A 17,778-nucleotide genomic window follows, 5' to 3' on the forward strand; every position below is an offset into this window, starting at 1 on the left:
ATAGAACGCCCACGATACGGCTTCATATCGGTCATGGATACGTACACGTTCTGTTTTTTCACGAATGCCTGATGAAGAAAGGGTGCCCCGTTCTCTTGGGACACCCCTTTGCCGCACATTCAGCCTTTATCGCTCACGCCTGCTCTTCCAGCGCGGCGACGACTTTTTCCGCCGTGCTTCGGCTTGATTGCGGATTTTGCCCGGTGATCAAGTTACCGTCGCGCACCGAGAAATCGGTCCATTTCTCGCCGTGGACGAAATTTGCACCGCGCAGGCGCAGCGTCGACTCGAGCAAAAACGGCATATGCACATCAAGCCCGACTTCACGCTCTTCTTCATCCGTAAATGACGTGACCGTTTTTCCTTTCACAATCGGCGTGCCGTCTTTGTATGTGGCGTTCACCAGCCCTGACGGACCGTGGCAGACAGCGGCGATGATGCGCCCGTCTTCGGCAAACTGCTGCAAGACGTATTGCAGCGTTTCATTGTCGGGAAAATCGAACATCGTCCCGTGTCCACCGGGAAGGAAAATGGCGTCAAACCCGTGTGCATCGTCCTTGCTTAAACGTGTTGTGTTCTTCAGCACTGCTTCCGCCTCCGCCCAAGACGGGTCTTTTTCATTGATGCTGCGCGGGTCAAGCGGCACCTCGCCGCCTTGAATGCTCGCCACTTTCACGTCATACCCTTTTTCTTTAAATACCAAATACGGTACGGCAAACTCCTCAAGCCAAAGCCCGGTTTTATGGTCGTCGGTGATCGTCGTATGGTTCGTCACCACCATGAGCACTCGTTTCGTCATGCCCGCATTCCTCCTTTAGGTTTTAGCATGTTCTCTACCATTCATCATACTTTACATTGGGCAAAAGCGGAAAAAATATGCTTGTGAAATCGAATCGCTCTTGATAAAAATAAGTGGAGGAAACGAAAACATCATTCCTCCACTGCTGCTTTCACTCTCGCTTTGAACGCCTTTACTTCTTCAGGTTTATAAATCTCCAGCAAATCCTTTTCTTTCGTCTTTAGCACCACTTGGTTGTTCTCAAGGACAAAGAAAAACGGATCTCCAACACTGTAATAACGGCCGGTCAAATTCGATTTTTTGACAAAAAAGATATAGGTTTGTCCGGATGCCAAACCGATGTAATGCTCATCTTGAACCATGGGCCCATCTTTGTCTAACCGCATTTGCTTTTGCTCAGTGACAAGAACATGAGCATTTGCGTGTCCTTTTAAAACTTCAATCACTTTTACATCATAGTCGACTCCTTCGATATAAATATTCGGATCTTCTTGTGCTGGATCGTTCGGATTACGCGCAAGATTTCGCGTACCAGCCACTCCTTCGACGATTCCAATAAAGATGCAGTCAGACGCCTTGCTCAAATCCTTTATATTTGTATATTTTGGACGATCAGAATGACTGATGGTATGGATATGCCGAGTTACTTTGGCAGTCCCTATTTGTTTATGGATATTCCCTTCATCCTTTATGAAATAGACGGCTCCGCCCACAAATATAACACCAATCGTCACGGCGAACAGCACCATTTTTTTCATCCTCTTTTTCCTCCCCTTGGATAGATGAACCCATTAATATCTTGCATTTACGCCATTAATGTCATCCTGCTGTGGAGTATAGATGCGCGTCCGATCACGATTCGAATTCATGATCGCTATCGCTGTCGAATGATCCAATCCAATTCCGTGCCCTAATTCATGCCCGGCTGCACTTCGAGCCACGTTGCTTTTTCCGATATTAATATTCCCTGCGTTAACCATAGCTGTAAAATGGAGTATCTCACTGCCTGAATACGTGATGTTGCAAACACCATATTCGGAAGAATCGGAAACATAGTAGGAGTTGAGCGTGTTGGAAGAACGGCTGCTGTAGGAAAACCAAACAGGGGTTGGCGTTCCATTCCAATCGGAGAGGGCATTTTCAAAAGCCGTCCGAATCACCGTGCCGGACGTTTGAAGATTGCTTCCCCATTTATACGTGAGGCCGCTTACTCCATCCTTCCAATAGTAAGGTTCTAAAACATAGGCGCGCACCATTAAGGGAGCTATCAAAATAGCTAACGTTACCGAGAATGGGACGGCGATTTTCCTCAACTTCATTTTCATCACTCCAACATTCAATATTTTGTAACCATGTTAACAAAAAAATAAATAACATTCAATATATTCAAACAAAAACTCTTTTCTCCATGCGCCATACGATCCACATTCACGGGGAAAGAATCAAGGAAAACAACTATACAGAGCACGTGGAATATACGTTTCTGTTGAATCAAACAGAGCGCCTTGCTTTCTTTTTATGCGTGCGTAAAGGACTAAGGAAAAAGGAGCTGACCCAAGAGGGTAATGCCCCTTAAACCAAACACAACATATTGATTTTTATCGACCATTTTGCTGCTTCATACAGGAACAAGAAAGGGTGTCCCGGTCTCTTAGGACACCCTTGTTGACTCGCCTTCTTAACTGATTTTTTGTTGTTCCAGTCCAGCTGTCTCGCTTGCCGGCTGCCGAAACGGCCACCAGTTCGCGCGGCCGAACGTGCGGACCATGACCGGCACAAACAGCGGCAGAACGACGAGGGCGTAAAGGAGAAGCCCCGTCAGCACAATCGTCGCGATTTGCAAGAGCGACAAGACGCCGGACGGATACATCGCGGCGAACGTTCCGCCTAAAATGACGGCGGCCGAGATGATGACCGTCCCCATATGGCCCATCGCCGACAGCATCGCTTCCTTCACCGGCCGGCCGCGGTATTCGTTGAACCGATCCATGAGGAAGATGCTGTAGTCGATGCCAAGCGCCAACAGCAACACAAAGGCGAAGAACGACACCGCCCAGTTCAAGCCGGCATAGCCGAGGCCGTTGACGAAAATGAGTTCGGTGACGGCCATCGATGTGTAATATGTCAACACGAGCGACAAGATCAAATAAAGCGGCATGATCAGCGAACGGAGCAGCACCGCCAACACGATGGCGATGCCAATGAGCATAAGCACCGCGGTATGCCGATAGTCGGCGTTCGAAATCGCCTGCAAATCGGCGTACGTGCTGGTGACGCCGCCGACAGCGATCGTCGCGTCTTCCCACTTCGTTCCTTTCACTGCCCGTTCGGCCGCGGCGCGAATGTCATCGATGCGGCCGAGCGCCGATGTTGAATACGGATTTTCTTTTAAAACGACGTCGAACGTCACGATGTGGCGGTCTTTCGACATATACGCGTCTTTCGCCTGCGCAAAGTCTTTGCTTTCGCGCGCCTCTTTCGGCATGTGCCAGCCGGCCATTTCTTTCTCCGGGGCCGATGACAAATCGGCTAAATACGTTTCCGCCGTTCCGAGGCCGTCCGCCACTTTTTGAAGGCCGGACGCGCTTTGGTCCAAGCCGTTTACAAGCTGGTCGAGCTGGCCGCCAAGGGCGGAGAAATGCTCAAGCAATTGGCGCTGGCCGCCGTTCACTTGCTCAAGCCCTCGGGAGAATTGCGGCAATTGGTCGACCGCCTGTTTCTGGCCGTCGGCCGCTTTCGTCAACCCGGCTTCGAGCTCCGAAAGCCCGGCGATGATCCGGTCCAAGCCGCCGTTGACCGCCGCTTGACCAGCCGCGAGTTGGGCGAACGATTCGTTGGCTTTCGCCAAACCGGCGCGCGCCTGCTCAAGCGCCCCGTTCAATTGCGTGAGGCCGTCCGCCATTTGGTTCGTCTTTTCGGACAAGGCGGCGACCGTCATTTTCGCTTGTTGGTATTGCGCGTCTTGCGTGAGTTCCGGATGCGACTGCTCGACTTGCGCAAGCATCGTTTGCACGGCGGCGAGCTGAGCGGCGACAGCTTTTAATCCCGCTTCGATTTGCCGGTACTGGCCGCTTAGCGCCGACAGCCCTTGTTCTGTCTGCTTGTAGCCGTCAAGCAGCTGCGTGGCGCCTTCCTGCAGCTTTTTCGCGTTGTCGCGAAGCGTCACTAAGCCGTTTTTCAGCTCACCGGCGCCCATCGCTCCCCGGCGCACGCCTTGTTCAATTTGACTGAGACCGGTTTGCAGCTGGCGCAGACCGTCTTCAAGCCGCTCCGTTCCAGAGACGAGCTGGCCGATGCCGGATGACGCCTGCTTGAGCTGCGGCGCGGACGAGGACAATTTTTCGCTTGCCGTCTCAAGTCCGGCGCCGATTTTCTCAATGCCCTCTTTGCCGGCGCCGAGGCCGTCTTTGAGCTGTTTCGCTTGTTCGGTGACATACAGCTCCTGAATCGGCTCTCCGGTCGGACGCGTCGCCGAGCGGACGCTTGCCACGCCATCAACTTTTTCGATCTCGCGGCTCATTTTCTCTATCAACGCCAGCCCTTCTTCCGAATCAAGTGGCTCTTTGCTTTTTACCACCACCTGCGTCGGCATGGCATCTCCCGGATTGAAATGATCGGCAATGATGTCAAACGCTTTGACCGAACGATAATGATCGCCGATCTCCTCCATGGAGTCAAACGACAGCTTGCCGTTGTATGTCGCGAGCACCGGCACCGTCACAATCCCAACAATCGCCAGCGCCAAAAGCGGACGGGCGAACGCAAATCGGCCAGCCGCGAGCCAAAGCCGGCTTTGCCCATGCTCGAGCTTCCCCCGCACCGGCCAAAACAGCTTCTCGCCAAGCACGGCCATGAAAAACGGCACAAGCGTCACGAGCGCCAAAAGCAGCACCGCTACCCCAACGGCGACGGCCGCCGCCGATTGGTACAGCTTAAACGTCGACAAACCGATCGCCGCAAAGCCGATCATGACGGCAATGCCGCTTGCGGCCACCGTTTTCCCAGCCGTCCGGTACGTGGCGACGATCGCTTCCACCCGATCGCCGCGTTTCGCCAGTTCTTCTTTAAACCGGCTCAGCAACAAAATGCAATAGTCGGTCCCAATGCCAAACAACACCGCGACTAAAAACGTTTGCGTGAACGTCGACAGCGGGAAATTCACTTTATCTACTAAAAACGCAACGACCGACTGCGAGACGACATACGTCGCCCCGACCGCGAGCAGCGGAATGAGCGGCGCCACCGGCGAGCGGAACACGGCGAGCAACACAATTAAAATAAAGACGACCGTGATCCCTTCCGTTTTCTTCACGCCTTCCTGCGAGCTCGTCACGACATCTTCATCGATCATCCAGCCGCCGGTGAAATAATGCTCGACCTTGACGCCATCGACCGCTTTATACAGGGCGTCGGTCAATTGCTTCGCCGTCCGCCCGGCCGGGTCGATGCTGACGGAAATGAGCATCGTCGTTCCATCTTTGGAGATGAGTTCTTTTTCCAGCTCCCGGTTGGCAAACGGCGAGACGATGTTCGTGACATGAAGTTCCTCTTTTTTCTTTTCGAGCGCGTTTACCGCCCGTTCAATCTCTTTTTTATCGTCCGCCGTCAGCCCGCCTTTTTGGTAAAAGACAAGCACCGCGGATCGTTCATTTTGTTTGTTTTCCTGGCCGTTTGCCTCTTTGATCAATTTTGCCGCCAATGACGACGAGTAGCCGTCCGGCACGCTCAGCTGCCCTTTTTCCCTGACAAGCTCGCCCATGTTCGGCGCGGTCATCACAAGCACCGCCGCCATGATGATCCACGCCGCAAGCACAAACCATCTTCCTTTGATCATCGCCCTCATTTCGCTTCTTCCACCTCCTGCAGCACGCGGGCCAACCGTTCATACGTACGGATGAACGTTTCGATCTCCTCCTCTGGAAAGCGGGCGATCACTTCTTCGACGAGCCGATAGACGCTGCGGTCCATTTCCTCTACCCATGCTTCCCCCTGCTCCGTCAGCGATAAGACGATGACGCGCCGGTCGTTCTCGTCACGGTCGCGGCGCAGCCAGCCTTTGTCGACGAGGCGATTTGTCATCGCCGTCACCGCGCTTTTGTTCACGCCAAACATCGCAGCGAGCTCCGTTGACGTGCACGCCCCCCGCCTGCGGATGTAGCGAAGCAAATAATATTGATCGTGCGTCATCTCTTCGCAAAGACTGCCTTTGACAAGCGCCGCTCCGCGTTTCATCACGAGAAACGACACGGACAAATAGCGGTCAATCCACTCATCGATGTTTCGTCCCGGCATTGATTCACCTCCGTTTGTTTCATGATTGCACAATCAACCAGATGCTCTCTTGCACGGCGGCATTTGTCCATTTAGTTCAACTGTTGAACTATTAGTAACGATACCAAGGAAAAAAGAAAAAGTCAACGAGGAATGTTGGCAAAAGAGAACCCATTCTGTCGCCCCATTCGAATAATAAGGAAATGTTTTCAAAACGATTACATGGCATTCACGAACACTTAACATCCAGCTTGTACGATAAAGATGACAAAATCATCTGAAAAGGGAGAGGAGAACGATGTTCCAATCGAAACGCCGCACGGCTTTGCTCATCGCCGGGCTGAGCGCCGGACTGGCGCTGCATCAAGCCGAACAAGATGCATGGGCCGCCCCAGCGAAACAATCGAAGCCGTCTGAGGTGAAAAATGTCGTCCTTTTTGTCGGCGACGGCATGGGCACAGCGCATCGCAACACCATTCGCCTTGCCACAAAAGGGATCGCTGGAGAATTGGAGATGGACGATATGCCATACAGCGGGCTTGTCCATACGAACTCCGCCGACTCGAAGTCATTCATCACCGACTCCGCTGCGGCGGCGACCGCGATCGCCTCAGGCGTGAAAACGTACAACGGCGCCATCTCTGTTGATCTGCAAGGAAAACCAGTGGAAACGATTTTGGAACAAGCAAAAAAAGCCGGCAAGGCAACAGGGCTTGTCACGACCGCCCAAGTGACGGACGCCACGCCGGCTGCGTTTGCCGCCCACACCGCCAATCGCTCTGCCCAAAGCGACATCGCCAAGCAATACATCGAACAAACGAAAGTGGATGTCATTTTGGGCGGCGGGGAAGATTACTGGTATCCTGCTGGAAATCCTGGCTATTACCCCGACCATCCAGCCGAAGATCCGGAAGAAGCAAGCAAAGGCACGCAAGGAAACTTGGTTGAACGCGCCAAGCAGCTCGGCTACACGTACGTCCGCACCGCCGATGAGCTGAAACAAGCGTCCGGCCGCAAGCTGCTTGGACTGTTTGCCAACGAAGAAATGTTCCAGCAGCGCCCCGAAGGAGAAGGAGATGTGTACAATCCCGTTGTGCCGCTGCCCGATATGACAAAAAAAGCGCTTGACGTGCTGTCGCAAAATAAAAAGGGCTTTTTCCTCGTTGTCGAAGAAGAAGCCATTGATGAAATGAGCCATGAAAACAACGGATCGCTCATGATCAAAGCGGGCCAGCAGCTTGACGAAGCGGTCGCCGTAGCGAAACAGTACGCCAAGCGCCATCGGGATACGCTCGTCCTCGTGCTCGCTGACCATGAATGCGGCGGCTTGACGATCGAAACGCCGGGCGGCACGGATGAGTCGGGAGACGGCAAAACGATCTCCGGCGAAGACGGTCCGTTTCCAATTGCCCGCTCTACGCAAACGTTCGCCCTCGACTGGACGACAACAGGCCACACCGCCGCCGATGTGCCGCTGACTGCCATGGGCCCGGGAGCGGAGCGATTCACCGGCATTTATGAAAATACGCGCATTCATGACATTCTCGAACAATTATTGTTTGGAAAAAGCAGAAGATAACGCCATCCGTGTTTCGAACGTTGTCCTTCATCGATCTCCGTTTCCCCGCGAACGAATCGTTTGCGGGGAAGATTTTTCTATCCATTCATCCATACTGATTGCCTAGAAGGGCGATGAAAAAACAATCATTCCTGCAAATCGGTCATTTTTGATCAAAGAGAAAAACAGATTTTACAAGGCTTATCAAATTGAAAAACACTGTTGTTGATTCACATTTTTCATTCAATCACCAGCCCTCTAAAAGCAAGCCAAGAACGTTCTTTTTCACAATCAACTAATTAAGAAACAATGCTTGTTTTTCGGCGCTGCGGTCACCGCCCCACGTGATAGCCAAGCCACGCGAGCCACACGCCACACAAATACGTAGCCGCCAAATAAACGACAACCTTCACCCATTGGCGTTGCTGCATCATTTGCACGCTTTCCCATTTTAAGGTCGAAAACGTGGTGAACGCGCCCATAAAGCCCGTGCCAACAAGCAGTTTTGCGGCATCGGCGGCGCCGCTTCCGGCGAGCCAGCCGAGCAAGAAGGACCCAAGCAAGTTGACAATGAGCGTCCCGAGCGGAAAACGCGGCGAACGCCGAGCCGCCCAGCGGCTGACGAGATAGCGGGCCATGGCGCCGAAAAAACCGCCGATCGCCACAAACAGCGGTGCGTACATTATCCTATCCCTTCCTTCCGTTCCGGTTGAGCGGCGGCATATCCAGCCCATGAGGCGAGCAACCCGCCAAACAGGCTGGCAGCGATATAAACGGCCGCCATGCCAAAGCGCCCTTGTTCCATCAATTCCACACATTCAACGCTAAGCGTCGAAAACGTCGTATACGAACCGACGAACCCGGTCGTTACGGCTGTTTTCAGCCATGGCGGCCACGCGGGGCGGCGGGTGAACATCACGGTGAACCAGCTGAGCAAAAACGAGCCTGTCCAGTTGATGAAAAGCGTCCCGAGCGGAAAGCCGCCGACGGCGGCGGCCGGAACAACCAAACCGAGGCCATAGCGGACAAGCGTGCCGATCATGCCGGCGATGCCGACAGCGAGATAGACCAATAAGGACCCCTCCTTCCAAAAATGAACAGACTCCTGCCGCTTCAATTTGCAGCAGGAGTCATCAGCCGGAAGCCGGCGGTTATGGCGAACTCCATCGCCTATTCGATTGGCATCGCCTTTATTTTACCATATATCCCCTCCCAATGGGAAGCAGATTCAACGGCTTGGTCGGAACCCGTGTTGTTCGAATATTTGGAGCGCTTGTTCGCTCGTCAAATAATCATACAACTCCCGCGCCTCCTTGAGATGTTTGCTCGTCTTGACAACACCAAGCGGATAGACGATCGGGTCGTGCATGCCGCTTGGCACGGAGGCGGCGATCTTGACTTTGTCCGACACGAGCGCGTCCGTCCGGTACACAAACCCGGCGTCGACGTTTCCGGTTTCCACGTACGTCAGCACTTGACGAACGTCTTTCGCGTAAACAAGCTTCGCTTTCACCTGCTCCCACAGCCCCGCCTTCTCCAACGTTTGTTTGGCGTACATGCCGGCCGGCACCGACTCGGGGATGCCGATCGCCACTCGTTTGGCGCGGGTGATGTCATCGAGCGACTGAATCGCCTCTTCTCCTTGTTTCGGAACGATGAGCACCAGCTCGTTGGCGAGCACGGTTTTTTCGTGTTTGGAATCGATCAGCCCTTCCTTTTTCAGTTCCTCAAATGGCTCGGCAGCCGCGGAGAAAAAGAGATCGACCGGCGCCCCTTCGGAAATTTGTTTTTGCAAGGCGCCCGACGCGCCAAAATTATATTGGATGCGGATGTTCGGGTGCTTTCGTTCAAACGCCGTTTTCGCTTCTTCCAGCGCTTCTTGCAGACTGGCCGCGGCGGAGATAGTGAGCTCCACTTTGTCCGCCGATTTCGTTTGCCCAGCCCCCTCTTTCGAACCGCTGTCGCAGCCATACAAGCCGAACAACAAGACCACCGCGACAAGCCATGCCATTTTTCGCATCTACATCCCCCTTATCTCCATTTAGATTTTTATATGTAATGATATCTAATTATAAATAATGATAAATAGTTATGAAAGAAAAAATTTTTTCACCTCCCTTTCTTTGCGCTACAATGGAAGAAAGGAGGATTGCATGATGCCGGAGCCGCAGTCATACACGATTGAAGAAATCGCTTCCTTATTAAAGGTGTCAAAACTAACGGTGTATGATTTAGTGAAAAAAGGGAAGCTGCCCGCCTTTCGCGTTGGGCGGCAAATGCGGATCACCGCGGATGATCTCAAGCGGTACATCGCCGGGCAAAAAGGGGAGGCAAGCACCGTTTCCCCCGCCGTTTCACGGCCGACCGAAACCGCTTTTCGCCCCATCATCATCAGCGGTCAAGATATGGCGCTCGATTTGCTTGGCGCCCATCTCGAGAAAGGCGGCCCTTATCAATCGCTTCGCACCTATACGAGCAGCCTCAACGGATTGATCGCTCTATACAAAGGGCAATGTGACATCGTCAGCGTGCATTTGTTTGACGGGCAAACGGGTGAGTACAACCGTCCCTATGTTGAAAAGCTGTTGACAGGCCATACGTACATCATGGTGAACTTGATGCGCAGGCCGATCGGGTTTTACGTGCAAAAAGGCAATCCGCGCGGCATCCAAACGTGGAGCGACTTGGGAAGGAGCGACGTCGTGATCGTCAACCGGGAAAAAGGAGCGGGGGTGCGTGTGCTCTTGGATGAACAGCTGCGCCTGCATGGGCTGTCACCGTCCGCTATTCGCGGCTATGAGCGTGAGGAGACAAGCCATTTGAGCGTCGCCTCCGCGGTGGCGGCGGGTCTCGCTGATGTCGGCATCGGCACGGAAAAAGTGGCGCGAATGGCCGGCGTCGAGTTCATTCCGCTGATGAAAGAGCAGTATGATGTCGTCATGCTGCGGACGCGGGAGAACGAACCGCTCATCGCCGCCGTCTTGAACGTGCTTCGCTCCGATTCGTTCCGCACCGAACTCGAAGCGCTTGGCGGATACGATGTGTCGCAAACCGGGCAAATCATCGCCGAACGCGGCTGACAGGGCAGCACAACCGCATCTGTATCGACGCAACGAAAACGTTTACCATCTCCTTAATGGAAAAGCCGCTTGTCCATTTTTTCGACTGCCAAGGCTTGCCTCCATCACGTCTTGGCAGTCGATCCAATGCTTAGGAAAAGCGACGAATCTTAAAGCTTCAAATGGCATCTATATGCATGTTTTGGACATCAGGCGATGATTCAGCGGAACCTTCCAAATCCTATTTCCTTGCTCCGATTCTATGCCATCCATCCAAAAAAAGCTGTTCCAAAAGCGAGTCGCTTTTTGGAACAGCTTTTCGTTTTACCCGCGCAGCACCGCGCCAAATTGTTTCTCGACCGCGGCGAGCACCCGCTCGTGGACGGCGGCGACTTCTTCATCCGTGAGCGTCCGCTCCGGATCGTAGTAGCGGAGCGAGAAGGCGAGCGATTTTTTCCCGTCCGGCAGGCGGTCGCCTTTGTAGACGTCAAAGAGGGAGACGTCTTTGACAAGCGGTTTCCCGGCTTCTTCGATCGCTTGCTTGAGGGCGCCAGCTTCGACGTTTTCGTCGACGACCAAGGCAATGTCGCGCACGACGGACGGGAATCGCGGAATCGGCTCGTAGCGGATCGCTTCACTTTCGGCGTTCAACAGCTCGGCCAAGGCGAGCTCGAAGACGTACGTTTCTTTTAAATCGTACTCTTTTTGCACGGCCGGATGGAGCTGGCCGACAAAGCCGATGACCCGGCCGTCAAGCACAATGTCCGCCGTCCGTCCGGGATGCAAATCGGCGCGTTTCGCCGGGCGGTACGCGATGCGCTTGGACAGCCCAAGCAAGTCGAACAACCCGTCAAGAACGCCTTTGGCGACGTAAAAATCAGCCGCTTTTTTCTCGCCTTGCCACAAATGGGCGTGCCATAAGCCGGTGAGAACGCCGGCAAGCCGCTCGTTTTCCGCCGGTTGGACGTGTTCTCCTTTGGACAAGTAGACAGAGCCGATTTCGTACAAGGCGACGTTCTCGACTTGGCGGGCGCGGTTGTAGCTCGCCGCTTCGAGCAGATGCGGAATCAAGCTTTGTCGAAGAACGCTCCGCTCTTCGCTCATCGGCAGCGCCAAGCGGATCGGTTCGGCCGTCTCAAGCGCAAAGCGCGTCGCTTTGTCCGGGCTCGTCAACGAATACGTGATCGCTTGGAACAAGCCGGCTCCTTCCAAATAGCGGCGGACGCGGCGGCGCTTCGCCTGGTACGGCGTGAGTCCGCCCGGTTTCGCCTCGGCCACCGGCAGCGTCGCCGGCAGGCGGTCGTAGCCGTACAAACGGGCGACTTCTTCAATGATATCTTCTTCAATTGCAATGTCGCGCCGACGCGACGGGACGTGGATCGTGAACGTTCCGTTGTCTTCCGTAAACGGAAATTGCAAGTTCGAAAGAATCGCGGCCACTTCCTCTTTCGACATTGCCGTGCCGAGGACGCCGTTGATGCGTTCGAGCGTGACCGTCACCACCACTGAGTCTTGGCGCCACACGCTCGCTTCGACGATGCCGCCGACGACCTCGCCGCCGGCGTATTCCGACATCAACGCCGCGGCGCGCTCGAGCGCTTCTTTCGTCCGCGCTGGATCGATCCCTTTTTCAAATCGGGTGCTCGCCTCGCTGCGCAGCCCGTGGTCTTTCACCGCTTGGCGGATGACCGGGCTTGTAAAGTACGCCGCTTCAATGAACACGGTCGTCGTGTCGTCGCGCACTTCCGAATTCGCCCCGCCCATCACGCCGGCTAAGGCGACCGGCTCGCGGCCGTTGGTGATGACGAGATGTTCTTCCGTCAGCTTCCGCTCGACATCATCAAGGGTGATGATCGTTTCGCCCGCTTTTGCACGGCGGACGACAATCTCCTTCGAACCGAGGCGGTCGTAGTCAAACGCATGAAGCGGCTGGCCGTACTCAAGCAAAATGTAGTTCGTAATGTCGACGACGTTGTTGTGCGGGCGAATGCCGGCCGCCATCAAACGCGCTTGCATCCAAAGAGGCGACGGGCCGATCCGGACGTTTTTCACAATCCGCCCGGCGTACAGCGGATTGTCTTCCGGCGCCTCAACGCGCACGGAAATGTATTCATGGACATGTTCGCTGTTTTCCTTGACCGCCGCTTCCGGCAGTTTTACATCGCGGCCGAGAATGGCGGCGACTTCATAGGCGACGCCGATCATGCTTAAACAATCGGCGCGGTTGGGCGTCAAGGACAGTTCAAGCACTTCGTCATGCAAGCCGAGCCACTCGATGGCATCGGCGCCGATCGGCGCGTCGCTTGGAAAGACGAAAATGCCGTCCGCGTATTCTTTCGGCACGACTTTCGTTTCGACGCCAAGCTCTTGGAGCGAACAAATCATACCGTTCGATTCTTCCCCGCGCAGCTTCGCCCGTTTGATTTTGAAATTGCCCGGCAGCACCGCCCCGACTTTGGCGACGGCGACTTTTTGCCCTTTGGCGACGTTCGGGGCGCCGCAAATGATTTGCACGGGTTCGTCCTCTCCCAAGTCGACAAGGCATTTCCGCAGTTTATCCGCGTTCGGGTGCGGCTCGCACTCGAGCACATGACCGATGACGACTCCTTTCATTCCCCGGTCAAGCGCTTCGACCCGCTCGACTTCAATGCCGCTTTTCGTAATCCGCTCCGCGAGCTCTTTGGCGGTGATGCCCGTCAAATCGACGTATTCCCCTAGCCAACGGTAAGAAACGAGCATTCCCAACTCCTCCTTTTTCTGTTACACACGCAAAAATTGCCGCAAGAAACGTAGATCGTTTTGATAGAAATGGCGGATGTCATCAATGCCATACTTCAGCATCGCGATCCGCTCCGGCCCCATGCCGAACGCAAAGCCGGTGTACGTTTTCGAATCAAAACCGGCCATCTCAAGCACGTTCGGATGCACCATGCCGGCTCCTAAAATTTCGATCCAACCGGTGCCTTTGCAGACGCCGCAGCCCCGCCCTTCGCAGCGGAAGCAGGACACATCAACTTCGACCGATGGTTCCGTGAACGGGAAAAAGCTCGGCCGGAAGCGGATGTCGCGCCCTTCCCCGAACAGCTTGCGGGCAAATTCGCGCAGCGTCCCTTTCAAATCGCTCATCCGGATGTTCCGGTCAACAACCAATCCTTCAATTTGCGTAAACTGGTGCGAATGCGTCGCATCATCGGTGTCGCGGCGATACACTTTGCCCGGGCAAATGATTTTCACTGGGCCGCGCCCGCGGTGCTTTTCCATCGTCCGCGCCTGCATCGGCGACGTATGGGTGCGAAGCAAAATCTCTTCCGTGATGTAAAACGAATCTTGCATATCGCGGGCCGGATGGCCTTTCGGCAAGTTGAGCGCCTCAAAGTTGTAATAGTCGGTCTCCACTTCCGGCCCTTCGGCGACCGTATAGCCCATGCCGATAAACAAGTCTTCAATTTCTTCAATGACACGCGTCAGCGGATGCGGGTTGCCAAGACTCACAGGCCGGCCCGGCAGCGTCACATCAATCGCCTCGGCAGCCAGCTTCCGCTCCACTTCCTCCTGTTCCAGTTTCGCTTGTTTCGCTTCCAGCGCCTGTTGGATTGCCTCTCTTACTTCATTGGCAAGCGCGCCGATTTTCGGGCGCTCTTCCGGCGGCAATGCCCCCATGCCGCGCAGCACTTCGGTGATCGGCCCTTTTTTGCCTAAATAGGCGACGCGCACGTCGTTTAGCATTCTTAAGTCGCGGGCTTGGCCGATTTGTTCGAGCGCCTGGCGTTTCAGCTCGTACAGCCGTTCTTTCACATCAATCCCTCCTCATTTCAGTTGAACGCTCTCCCACTTACGCTCACGCGTAGAAGCGGGGGGGCTTCTCGGTTTAAGATGATAAAAAAAACCCGCCCCGGTAAGGGACGAGTTGTTGCTCGCGGTACCACCCTTGTTAACAGCATAAGCGTGCTGTTCACTTCATTGCGATAACGGCCGAAAGCCGGAACACCTTTACATCCCTCGTCGGGATGGTCCCGGTGTCAACTCAGGAGGTGAACTTCACTTGCGCCGGCCATAAAAACGCTCCCAGTCTATGGCGTTTTCTCCCTGGATGGCGAACAGCAAGCTACTTTTCTCCGTCATCGTTGTTGTCCGTATGGGAAATTGTCGCTATTCATTATACGCAAATGAGTGGGCAAAGGCAAGGTCAGGCCGAAATTTCTTTGCGCAGCTCATCGATTTCCGCTTCCTGTTCAATCGAGCGGATGGCAAGGCGCTCCATAATTTTTTCCTGCCGCACTTGCCCTTCCTTGAGCGCGGCGACATCTTTTTTGACCCCCAACATGTCCTTTTTCATGGCATCCATGTCTTTTTTCATGGCGTCCATGTCTTTTTTCATGGCGTCCACATCACTTTGAAGGCGATCGACTTTGTCTTCGAGTTGTTTCACGCTTCCTTGCAGCTTGACGATATCCATGCGCATTTGTTCGATGTAGGCCCCTTGAACATCAAGACGCTCGAGCACAGCGTTCAATAACGCCCGCAGTTCGCCATCCATCTGTCTCCGCTCCCTTGTCCTATTGATTTTCGATTCTAATTTTACCGCACCGCCTGCAAGGAATAAAGCAAAATTCCGGCCGCAACGGCGACGTTCAGCGACTCGGCGCGGCCGTAAATCGGGATGTACACGTTCTCTGTCGTTAGGCGCAGCAGGTCGGGTCGGACGCCGCTTCCTTCATTGCCGACGAGCAAGGCGAACGAAGACGATTGTGGAACGGTGCGGTAATCGACGGCGTTCTCCAAGGCGGTGCCGTACACCGGAATGCCCTGCTCCTTGAAACGCGCGATCCATTGTGCCAGATCGCCTTTGACAACCGGAAGGTGAAACAGCGACCCTTGCGTCGCCCGCACCACTTTCGGATTGTACAAGTCGGCGCATCCCTCGCCGAGGATGACGGCATCGATCCCAGCGGCATCGGCGGTGCGGATCATCGTCCCAAGATTGCCCGGATCTTGCACGGCGTCAATAAGCAAGGCGGTCTTCACGCCTTCAAGCTCGGTCGACAGCTGCCGGCACACCGCGGCGATGCCTTGCGGCGTCTCCGTGCTGCTGATCGCCCTCATCACCGCTTCGGTCACGATCGTAACCGGGACACCTGTGACGTTCCAGCCGGGCGGGACGGCCGTCCGCTCATCAACGATCAGCTCGACAAGGGGCGCGTTGCTTTTTATGGCCTCTTCGACAAGATGAAACCCTTCAAGCAAAAACAATCCGGTCTCATCGCGCCCTTTTTTTGTCAGCAGCTTTTTCCATTGTTTGACGCGCGCATTTTTCGGCGATTCGATCCGCTTCACCGCTTCGTCCCCCAATGTTTGGCGATAAATTCGTCACGCCCCGAGGCGGCTCGATCTTGCTTGTAATGTTCCGGATTTTTCTTATGATAGTTTTGATGGTACTCTTCCGCCGGATAAAACGTGGTGGCCGGCAAAATTTTCGTCACGATCGGCTTGGAGAAGCGCCCGCTTTCCTCGAGCGCCCGCTTTGACTGCTCGGCAAGCTGGCGCTGTTTTTCGTTATGGTAAAAAATCGCCGTCCGGTATTGCGGCCCGCGGTCGTGAAACTGGCCGCCGTCATCGGTCGGGTCGATTTGGCACCAATACAGCTCCAAGAGCCGCTCATACGGAAAGACGTCCGGGTCGAAGGTGATTTGCACCGCTTCGTAGTGGCCGGTCGTGCCGGTTTTCACTTGCTCGTATGTCGGATTTTCCACATGTCCCCCTGTATAGCCGGAGACGATGCCGTAAATGCCATCGAGCTCCTCAAACGGCGTCACCATGCACCAAAAGCAGCCGCCGGCGAATGTCGCTTTCTCCATTGTGTCGTCACCTCATGCATCAAGTTTCTTCCTTTGATTATAGCAAAATGTGTGCCGTTGTCATCTTTCACGACCAAAGTCAAGTTCCTTCACAAAGCCAAGCGCGTTCCGTTCCGCACGCCGGCCGCTCATGTCGCCGAGTCAAGCCGTTGTTTCATTTCGTCAAGCAAGCGGTCAAACAGCGGGATATAGGGGGTGCGAATGCGTTCATACATGTCCATGGCAGTTTCTTCATCATACGTATGGGACGTCCGGTTGCGGTCTTCGAGCATGCGAAGCCATGTCTCTCCGTCTTGAATCAACCCTTCCCGAAACGCCTCGCGAATCGTTTTCCTCGGACTCGTCACTTCAGCGTATCCCTGATGCTCCAAATAAAGTTTCATCCATTTCCATGCTAGTTCGTACGTGAATTCAAAGCGTTGAATGGTCGCATCAACAACAAGGTCATCCGTTTGGGCGTCTCTTGCGGCACTTTGCCGGAGTTTGGAGAGCGCCCGTTCGAAATCGTAAAATCGATCCATCAGCCGGCTCATTGTGACCATCACCTTCCCGTGCTCGTTCGTTTGAAAAATCGTCTTTCCTTCTTGGTCAATATTCATTTTTAGCTGTTCGTTGTGAATTTGATTGTAATCAACAACATCGATCGGATAAATGATCGGAAGTTCATCCAAGTCCGATTGCAGGAGGTACAGCGGGCCTCCCGGTTTTCGAAATTGGATCGCCAAATCGATATCCGATCCTTCCTTGTAATCGCCTCGTGCTCTTGAGCCGAACAAAATGACTTTTTCAATGACATCAGCATAACGGGAAAATAGATGGAGCAGTTGGCGAAATACCGTTCGTTCCAATCCATAGAGCGGTTTCTCGTCCATCGCCGCCATCACTCATTTCGGTCTAGTTTTTCCTCTATTATACCATATACGAGAGCCGCTCCATGTATAAATCCGCCGCCATTGGCAAACGATAACGGTGTACAATACGGCCAACGAGGTGAGACAAATGGATTTGAACTTGCGGGAAGCCATTATGCACAACGTAGCCAACAACTCGAAAGAGCAGCTGGAACATACGATCGAAGATGCGATCCAACGAGGCGAGGAAAAATATTTGCCCGGCCTCGGTGTCCTCTTTGAAGCCATTTGGACGCATGCCAATGAGCAACAAAAAGACATGATGCTCACAACACTCGAGCAGGCGGTTAAACAATGACGAACACCGGCCGAATCGGCCGGTGTT

Annotated in this window: 17 protein-coding genes, 1 riboswitch and 1 other annotated feature; of the genes, 3 read left to right on the plus strand and 14 right to left on the minus strand. The window is 54.2% G+C overall.

The features are described from left to right. Positions 1–133: 133 nt before the first annotated feature. The 5 genes from DI44_RS03590 to DI44_RS03570 form a co-directional block, all read right to left on the minus strand. On the minus strand, positions 134–799 hold the full coding sequence (locus DI44_RS03590) for a type 1 glutamine amidotransferase domain-containing protein (protein WP_033010793.1): 666 nt from the start codon (positions 797–799) through the stop codon (positions 134–136). A gap of 131 nt (positions 800–930) precedes the next feature. Beyond that, positions 931–1,557, minus strand: coding sequence for a hypothetical protein (locus tag DI44_RS03585; protein ID WP_021322151.1), 627 nt, complete (start codon positions 1,555–1,557; stop codon positions 931–933). A gap of 33 nt (positions 1,558–1,590) precedes the next feature. Further along, positions 1,591–2,118 carry a matrixin family metalloprotease gene (locus tag DI44_RS03580; RefSeq protein WP_021322149.1) on the minus strand — a complete coding sequence of 176 codons (528 nt, stop codon included), beginning with the start codon at positions 2,116–2,118 and terminating at the stop codon, positions 1,591–1,593. Between the two features lie 359 nt (positions 2,119–2,477). Continuing rightward, positions 2,478–5,642, minus strand: a complete 3,165-nt coding sequence (locus DI44_RS03575) for an MMPL family transporter (RefSeq protein WP_021322148.1) — start codon at positions 5,640–5,642, stop codon at positions 2,478–2,480. Beyond that, positions 5,639–6,091, minus strand: a complete 453-nt coding sequence (locus DI44_RS03570; protein ID WP_011232174.1) for a MarR family transcriptional regulator — start codon at positions 6,089–6,091, stop codon at positions 5,639–5,641. The genes DI44_RS03575 and DI44_RS03570 overlap by 4 nt, the downstream gene beginning before the upstream one ends. A gap of 277 nt (positions 6,092–6,368) precedes the next feature. Here DI44_RS03570 and DI44_RS03565 point away from each other — a divergent pair, with 277 nt between their 5' ends. Further along, positions 6,369–7,649 (plus strand): alkaline phosphatase, encoded by a 1,281-nt coding sequence (locus DI44_RS03565; protein WP_033025965.1) that lies wholly within the window; start codon positions 6,369–6,371, stop codon positions 7,647–7,649. A 311-nt stretch (positions 7,650–7,960) separates the two neighbouring features. On the opposite strand, the gene crcB is transcribed toward DI44_RS03565, so the two are convergent. The 3 genes from crcB to modA form a co-directional block, all read right to left on the minus strand. Further along, complete coding sequence (gene crcB / locus DI44_RS03560; RefSeq protein WP_033025966.1) at positions 7,961–8,311, minus strand: fluoride efflux transporter CrcB; 351 nt, start codon at positions 8,309–8,311, stop codon at positions 7,961–7,963. After that, positions 8,311–8,700: a CrcB family protein gene (locus DI44_RS03555; RefSeq protein ID WP_014196497.1), complete on the minus strand. Its 390-nt coding sequence runs from the start codon at positions 8,698–8,700 to the stop codon at positions 8,311–8,313. The genes crcB and DI44_RS03555 overlap by 1 nt, the downstream gene beginning before the upstream one ends. Positions 8,701–8,745: 45 nt before the next feature. After that, positions 8,746–8,808: riboswitch (Fluoride riboswitch) on the minus strand. A 48-nt stretch (positions 8,809–8,856) separates the two neighbouring features. Continuing rightward, positions 8,857–9,648 carry a molybdate ABC transporter substrate-binding protein gene (gene modA / locus DI44_RS03550; RefSeq protein ID WP_033025967.1) on the minus strand — a complete coding sequence of 264 codons (792 nt, stop codon included), beginning with the start codon at positions 9,646–9,648 and terminating at the stop codon, positions 8,857–8,859. A 136-nt stretch (positions 9,649–9,784) separates the two neighbouring features. Between modA and DI44_RS03545 the strand changes: the two genes are divergently transcribed. Continuing rightward, the gene (locus DI44_RS03545) at positions 9,785–10,708 is read left to right on the plus strand and encodes a helix-turn-helix transcriptional regulator (protein WP_033025968.1); all 924 of its coding nucleotides are present in this window, start codon (positions 9,785–9,787) and stop codon (positions 10,706–10,708) included. A gap of 303 nt (positions 10,709–11,011) precedes the next feature. Here the strand turns inward: DI44_RS03545 and pheT are convergent, their stop codons facing one another. The 6 genes from pheT to DI44_RS03515 all read right to left on the minus strand — a co-directional run bounded on the left by pheT (position 11,012) and on the right by DI44_RS03515 (position 17,414). After that, positions 11,012–13,426 carry a phenylalanine--tRNA ligase subunit beta gene (gene pheT / locus DI44_RS03540; protein ID WP_021322144.1) on the minus strand — a complete coding sequence of 805 codons (2,415 nt, stop codon included), beginning with the start codon at positions 13,424–13,426 and terminating at the stop codon, positions 11,012–11,014. 21 nt (positions 13,427–13,447) lie between these two features. Further along, entirely contained in the window at positions 13,448–14,482 is a 1,035-nt protein-coding gene (gene pheS, locus DI44_RS03535; protein WP_013144536.1) for a phenylalanine--tRNA ligase subunit alpha, read from the minus strand. A 100-nt stretch (positions 14,483–14,582) separates the two neighbouring features. Continuing rightward, positions 14,583–14,818 (minus strand) — a binding site (T-box leader). A 55-nt stretch (positions 14,819–14,873) separates the two neighbouring features. Next, complete coding sequence (locus tag DI44_RS03530; RefSeq protein ID WP_033025969.1) at positions 14,874–15,224, minus strand: hypothetical protein; 351 nt, start codon at positions 15,222–15,224, stop codon at positions 14,874–14,876. 41 nt (positions 15,225–15,265) lie between these two features. Continuing rightward, positions 15,266–16,021, minus strand: coding sequence for an RNA methyltransferase (locus DI44_RS03525; protein WP_021322141.1), 756 nt, complete (start codon positions 16,019–16,021; stop codon positions 15,266–15,268). Continuing rightward, complete coding sequence (msrA, locus tag DI44_RS03520) at positions 16,018–16,542, minus strand: peptide-methionine (S)-S-oxide reductase MsrA (protein ID WP_013144533.1); 525 nt, start codon at positions 16,540–16,542, stop codon at positions 16,018–16,020. Before msrA ends, DI44_RS03525 begins: the two co-directional genes overlap by 4 nt. A gap of 128 nt (positions 16,543–16,670) precedes the next feature. Then, positions 16,671–17,414 carry an HI0074 family nucleotidyltransferase substrate-binding subunit gene (locus DI44_RS03515; protein WP_033025996.1) on the minus strand — a complete coding sequence of 248 codons (744 nt, stop codon included), beginning with the start codon at positions 17,412–17,414 and terminating at the stop codon, positions 16,671–16,673. A gap of 127 nt (positions 17,415–17,541) precedes the next feature. On the opposite strand from DI44_RS03515, the gene sspI reads away from it, so the two are divergent. Beyond that, complete coding sequence (gene sspI / locus DI44_RS03510; protein ID WP_013524294.1) at positions 17,542–17,751, plus strand: small acid-soluble spore protein SspI; 210 nt, start codon at positions 17,542–17,544, stop codon at positions 17,749–17,751. The last annotated feature ends 27 nt before the right edge of the window (positions 17,752–17,778 follow it).

Origin of the sequence: Geobacillus sp. CAMR5420 (assembly GCF_000691465.1) — a bacterium.
GTDB classification, from domain to species: domain Bacteria; phylum Bacillota; class Bacilli; order Bacillales; family Anoxybacillaceae; genus Geobacillus; species Geobacillus thermoleovorans.

Coding starts and splice junctions, on each gene's coding strand:
- DI44_RS03590 (WP_033010793.1), bottom strand. CDS start 799: ATGACGAAACGAGTGCTCATGGTGGTGACGAACCATACGACGATCACC.
- DI44_RS03585 (WP_021322151.1), bottom strand. CDS start 1,557: ATGAAAAAAATGGTGCTGTTCGCCGTGACGATTGGTGTTATATTTGTG.
- DI44_RS03580 (WP_021322149.1), bottom strand. CDS start 2,118: ATGAAGTTGAGGAAAATCGCCGTCCCATTCTCGGTAACGTTAGCTATT.
- DI44_RS03575 (WP_021322148.1), bottom strand. CDS start 5,642: ATGAGGGCGATGATCAAAGGAAGATGGTTTGTGCTTGCGGCGTGGATC.
- DI44_RS03570 (WP_011232174.1), bottom strand. CDS start 6,091: ATGCCGGGACGAAACATCGATGAGTGGATTGACCGCTATTTGTCCGTG.
- DI44_RS03565 (WP_033025965.1), top strand. CDS start 6,369: ATGTTCCAATCGAAACGCCGCACGGCTTTGCTCATCGCCGGGCTGAGC.
- crcB (WP_033025966.1), bottom strand. CDS start 8,311: ATGTACGCACCGCTGTTTGTGGCGATCGGCGGTTTTTTCGGCGCCATG.
- modA (WP_033025967.1), bottom strand. CDS start 9,648: ATGCGAAAAATGGCATGGCTTGTCGCGGTGGTCTTGTTGTTCGGCTTG.
- DI44_RS03545 (WP_033025968.1), top strand. CDS start 9,785: ATGCCGGAGCCGCAGTCATACACGATTGAAGAAATCGCTTCCTTATTA.
- pheT (WP_021322144.1), bottom strand. CDS start 13,426: ATGCTCGTTTCTTACCGTTGGCTAGGGGAATACGTCGATTTGACGGGC.
- DI44_RS03530 (WP_033025969.1), bottom strand. CDS start 15,224: ATGGATGGCGAACTGCGGGCGTTATTGAACGCTGTGCTCGAGCGTCTT.
- msrA (WP_013144533.1), bottom strand. CDS start 16,542: ATGGAGAAAGCGACATTCGCCGGCGGCTGCTTTTGGTGCATGGTGACG.
- DI44_RS03515 (WP_033025996.1), bottom strand. CDS start 17,414: ATGGACGAGAAACCGCTCTATGGATTGGAACGAACGGTATTTCGCCAA.
- sspI (WP_013524294.1), top strand. CDS start 17,542: ATGGATTTGAACTTGCGGGAAGCCATTATGCACAACGTAGCCAACAAC.